This is a genomic window from Enterococcus sp. DIV0421 (genome assembly GCF_051713745.1).
In the GTDB taxonomy this organism is placed as follows: domain Bacteria; phylum Bacillota; class Bacilli; order Lactobacillales; family Enterococcaceae; genus Enterococcus_D; species Enterococcus_D casseliflavus.
In genome coordinates, this window is sequence record NZ_JBIOQM010000008.1 from 1 (window position 1) to 4,412 (window position 4,412).

5 protein-coding genes and 1 pseudogene are annotated in these 4,412 nt (G+C 34.9%); 1 reads left to right on the plus strand and 5 read right to left on the minus strand.

Annotation, left to right across the window (positions count from 1 at the left end; genetic code table 11):
• Positions 1-1,392 precede the first annotated feature (1,392 nt).
• The 5 genes and pseudogenes from IGI96_RS19585 to IGI96_RS19605 form a co-directional block, all read right to left on the minus strand.
• Complete coding sequence (locus IGI96_RS19585; protein WP_438785622.1) at positions 1,393-1,566, minus strand: hypothetical protein; 174 nt, start codon at positions 1,564-1,566, stop codon at positions 1,393-1,395.
• Positions 1,563-1,820, minus strand: a complete 258-nt coding sequence (locus tag IGI96_RS19590) for a type II toxin-antitoxin system Phd/YefM family antitoxin (protein WP_438785623.1) — start codon at positions 1,818-1,820, stop codon at positions 1,563-1,565. Before IGI96_RS19590 ends, IGI96_RS19585 begins: the two co-directional genes overlap by 4 nt.
• 322 nt (positions 1,821-2,142) lie before the next feature.
• Positions 2,143-2,241 (minus strand): hypothetical protein, encoded by a 99-nt coding sequence (locus IGI96_RS19595; RefSeq protein WP_438785624.1) that lies wholly within the window; start codon positions 2,239-2,241, stop codon positions 2,143-2,145.
• 21 nt (positions 2,242-2,262) lie between these two features.
• On the minus strand, positions 2,263-2,499 hold the full coding sequence (locus tag IGI96_RS19600; RefSeq protein ID WP_438785625.1) for a hypothetical protein: 237 nt from the start codon (positions 2,497-2,499) through the stop codon (positions 2,263-2,265).
• An 89-nt stretch (positions 2,500-2,588) separates the two neighbouring features.
• A pseudogene (locus IGI96_RS19605) lies at positions 2,589-3,166 on the minus strand (relaxase/mobilization nuclease domain-containing protein).
• A 311-nt stretch (positions 3,167-3,477) separates the two neighbouring features.
• On the opposite strand from IGI96_RS19605, the gene istA reads away from it, so the two are divergent.
• Positions 3,478-4,412: IS21 family transposase (gene istA, locus IGI96_RS19610; RefSeq protein ID WP_438785702.1), on the plus strand; the 935-nt coding region annotated here is incomplete at its 3' end.

Sequence of the window (4,412 nt, forward strand, 5' to 3'; positions counted from 1 at the left end):
CTTCCACAACTTTCGAGCAAGAATATATCTCATTCAAGGCTTAATCTTCCAAGTAAAACAAAAACCAGTTAAGCACTTTGCCTAACTGGTTATGACTAAATTTTCAGTTTTCTCTTTCTCTACCAACACTAAATGTCGACGAACCACATTTCAAAAGTACCTATATTGAAATAAAACTGGTATAACCAAAACATTCCTTCTCCTTATACGTTGATCACTAAAAACTAATTGCCGGTGCTTCTCAAACATCGCTTTTTCTTCCATCACATATAATCGCCCAAAAAGAGCGCTACCTTATACTTCATTAATAGGCATCACAAATCTAAAGAGTATAGCAAAATCACAAAAAGCTCATCAACGTGTCTGATTTTTTCATTTTCTATATTCTTAGGATCGTTTCTGTCTTCTTAAGCATCCACATGAGCGCGTTCTGCCAGAACATAGACTACGCGCCAATACTTGAATACTTTTTCCACAATTACAATCACAGTACCAATATTTACTTCCATGTTTCTTTTTACTTAGTGGATACTTTGCTGTCAATCGTCCAAACTTTTTATTAGTCAAATCTTTGCTTCTTCTTCCAACTCGTTCTCTTCTTAAACAACCGCATGAGCGCGTGCACCCTGAACTAAGATTCCGTGACAGTACCTCTACATATTTCCCACAATCACATTTACAGTACCAATAGATACTTCCGTTCTTCTTTTTATTCAGTGGATATTTTGCTATCAATCGTCCAAACCGCTGATTACTCAGGTCTTTAATAATTTTCTTTGAGTGCTTTAAACACCCGCAAGATTGAGTATTACCATTAACTAACGAGCTTCCAATAACATCTACTTGAGTCCCACATTTGCACTTACAGTGCCAGACTATATGACCACGTTTACGTACTTCTAAAGGATACTGTACAGATAACCAACCAAATTGCTTGTTTGATAAATCTTTTGTATTTTTCTTCATAAAAATCACTCACAAAATTTTTGCTGTCTATTATATTAGGTTATTTATTTTAGTAGTTTTTAGTTTTCCAAGTGTATTTACTATTCTCATTAGGATATTCGGGCAGGATTCTCCAGATAAAATCATATGATTTTGTAGTTATAGTACTAGTTGTTGACACTTTCCAATCCATATATGATAATTTTATTCTACAAAAATTTATTTAAAAATCCAATACCTTTGGTGATGTTTTGACCATTAAAGAAACTAGATTGATTTTTCTTTTTTCAGTATTAGGGAATTAAATCATTTTCTTGAACCTCTCATGACTAAAGTCACGAGATTCTTGGGAATAGAGCATACTTGCAAGCGTATTTCTTTACTCACAGCGGTTTCTCTTATTGACCAAGCTATCCCCGTAGTTCCTACAGTTTTTGATGATTGGATCTAAGCTAATCCCATGGAATGTAATCTTAGACCTTCGGTCAGAATATACATTTCAAAGACATTGGTAAGCGAGGACTCAACCAAGCCTTTATCTATGACACCATCTAAACCACCAGTAGCTTGAATCAATTGGCTATGTAGGGCAACTATCTGATCTGTTGTTAATCGTTTCATTTTGCTAATACCTTAAAGGCATCCAAATGACGGGGCAAAATAGAATTTACAATGTCATCAACGGTTGCTTGATCAGCTACAACTGTTTCCTCATTTTCAGCATTTACTAGGGTTTGATAATCCACTAAGATATATTTAAGTTTATTATTTTTCAGAATAACAGCTGTTCCGTTACTATCCACCATCCGAGCCACCTTAGAAAAATTTTGGTTAGCTTCTGTAATTGGTACTAAGTTTTCAATATTTATTTGCATGTTCATCACCTCTTGTTTTTTATGTAACATCTAATACGATAAAAATCAATATTTTAGGATATATTTAACCTATTCCTTTGCTTTTTACTAAATCTCATCAAAATCAACATCGTCACTATCCAAGTTAATCAGAATTTTAGCCATTCGATTTAGGGTGGCTATTTTTTCGTTTAGTTGAGCTATTTCTTAAATCAGATTATCTTTAATAGAAATATAAGACTCCTCCTGAACCCCAAGTGCTACAAAAAAATTTAGCCGTTTCCCTAATATAGATGTGATAATCTCTCCTGTTATCCTTATCCTTAATATCCAGTTGTCTATTTTAGATAAAGACCATCCCTTCTTTACCAATGTCATAAGAAACTTTGATAAAAATACCGTCATTGACTACTTTTTCAATCTGGCGTTCCAAAAGAACCAACTCAAATTCATAAACAGCATTTCACTTTTCCTCTTGGTAATACTTAAACTGATGAAGCCAGTCACCCTCTAACAGATCCACTTCCCTTTTGTTATCAAAATAATCTTGAAAATAGAATACGCTATAGAAAACATTATCACGCAGCTTCTGTCCAGAAATGGTCATCCCATCAAAGGTAAAATCAACATACTTGACTTTAGGAGAAATCGTTAGCCCCAACTGGTGTGCTTTTTGAATAAGTTCATCAAAAGTCTTCACTCGTGGTAAGAGGAAATCCAGTCGATCACAAATCTCTCGTTTGACAAAGTACAATTCAAAATAACTTTTAGAAAACTGTTCTCACTCATCTAACTGCCACGAACAGGATGCTTCATCTTACTATCTGTCATTAGAAAAGTGCTATGTTTTCCTGAAAAATCTATTCTAAGGTGAAGTTGCTTTGCCTTTCTCAAAAAATCGTCAAAGTCAGACGACTGTTCCACAAAAAAACAAAGTCGCTGCTTCAAGTCATAACGAAAGTTGCTTCGTTTATAGACTTCAAATTTTGTATGCAAATAACGGTCAGGAACTATGATTTTTACCTCTGCTTCCTTACACAATCGATCAGAAATCATTCTCAAGTTTCGCTGACTTTCATTGTCCCATCGAAACTTTTTATTAGATTGAATATCGATGACATTAATTAAGATATAATTATGCAGATGGTCACTGTCGGTATGTTTGCCACGATAAACTTGAACTGTCCACCAGTTAATTCCATAGCTAATTGATATCCTAGCTGATTGACTTCTTCAGGAGTCACCTTATCCTCAGGTGAAAAAGCTTGAATGATATGATGCGCATGAATGCTTTTCTGCCGTCTTTCCATGCGGTCATTACGACTGTCGTATAAATGATCGTTCATCTTAAAATTAATCTGGTACATCTCAACTAGCCCATCATAAGTCGCAAAATCAATGTAGCTATGAAAAACAAACCCTGAAATCAATTTGAGGTTCTGGATCTTAGCTGAATTGATGATATACTTAACTAAATTTTCCGCTGTTTCTTGCCATGTGTCGCAAAATGTTTAGTCACAACCATATCAATTTCTCCTCTGTCTGTGTAGTGCAAAATAAAAGTACACAATAATGCAGCCGAAAGTACACAACTATGCAGCAGTTTGACTGTGAACTAGTTTTCTTCCATCATAAGTCTTAATGACTTAATGATGGAGGTACAGAAAGGTTGTTAACTTTGGATGATATCAAAACAATAAAACATTTGAGAAATAATCGTGATCAGTCAATCAATCAAATAAGAAAAACAATGAATATCAATTGGCGAACAGCGAAAAAATACGCCGATAGTGATCAGTTATTCATTGCAGATCCTGTTCGAAAAAATAAATCTATGATGGATGATGGCTGGGAAGAAATTATTGGTAGTTGGCTAGAAGAAGACCTCCGTTTACGTAAAAAACTCCGTAGGACTGCTAAATCTATTCATGAACAATTGAAACCTTTGGGTTTTCCTGGCTCCTATCGAACAGTTTGTATCTATATTTCTCAATGGAAAAAACAGCGTTATGACGAAATGAATTACAAAGCTGTCGATCGCCTAGATCATCCAATCGGAGAAGCACAGGTCGATTTTGGAACAATGGAAGTCATGCATGAAGATCATATGAAAGATATTCAGCTTCTTATTCTGTCATTCCCTTATAGTAATGCGACGTTCGCAAGTGCCATGCCATCTCAAAACCAAGAATGTTTCCTGGAAGCATTAAAACAACTATTTAAGCAATGCGGAGGCGTTCCAAAAACGATCAGAATAGATAACTTAACTCCAGCAGTGAAAAAAACAAAATCAAAGTTTGAACATCACAACCGTAATGAATTCTTACGATTCACCATTCATTACGGTTGTGATGTTCAAGTCTGTAACCCACGTAGTGGGCATAAAAAAGGGCATGTCGAAAATAAAGTTGGCTATGTTCGATACAATTTTTTCTCGACTTCGCCAATCATGGACTCTTTTGAATCCCTAAATAAACAACTTGAAGAACACCTGAAAACAGATCGAAAGAGAACACATTATTCCAAACATCAATTAATCGAAGACTTGTGGAATAAAGAAAGTAAGATGCTATATTCTTTTCCAAAGGAGGATTACCCAATGTTTAAAGAAAT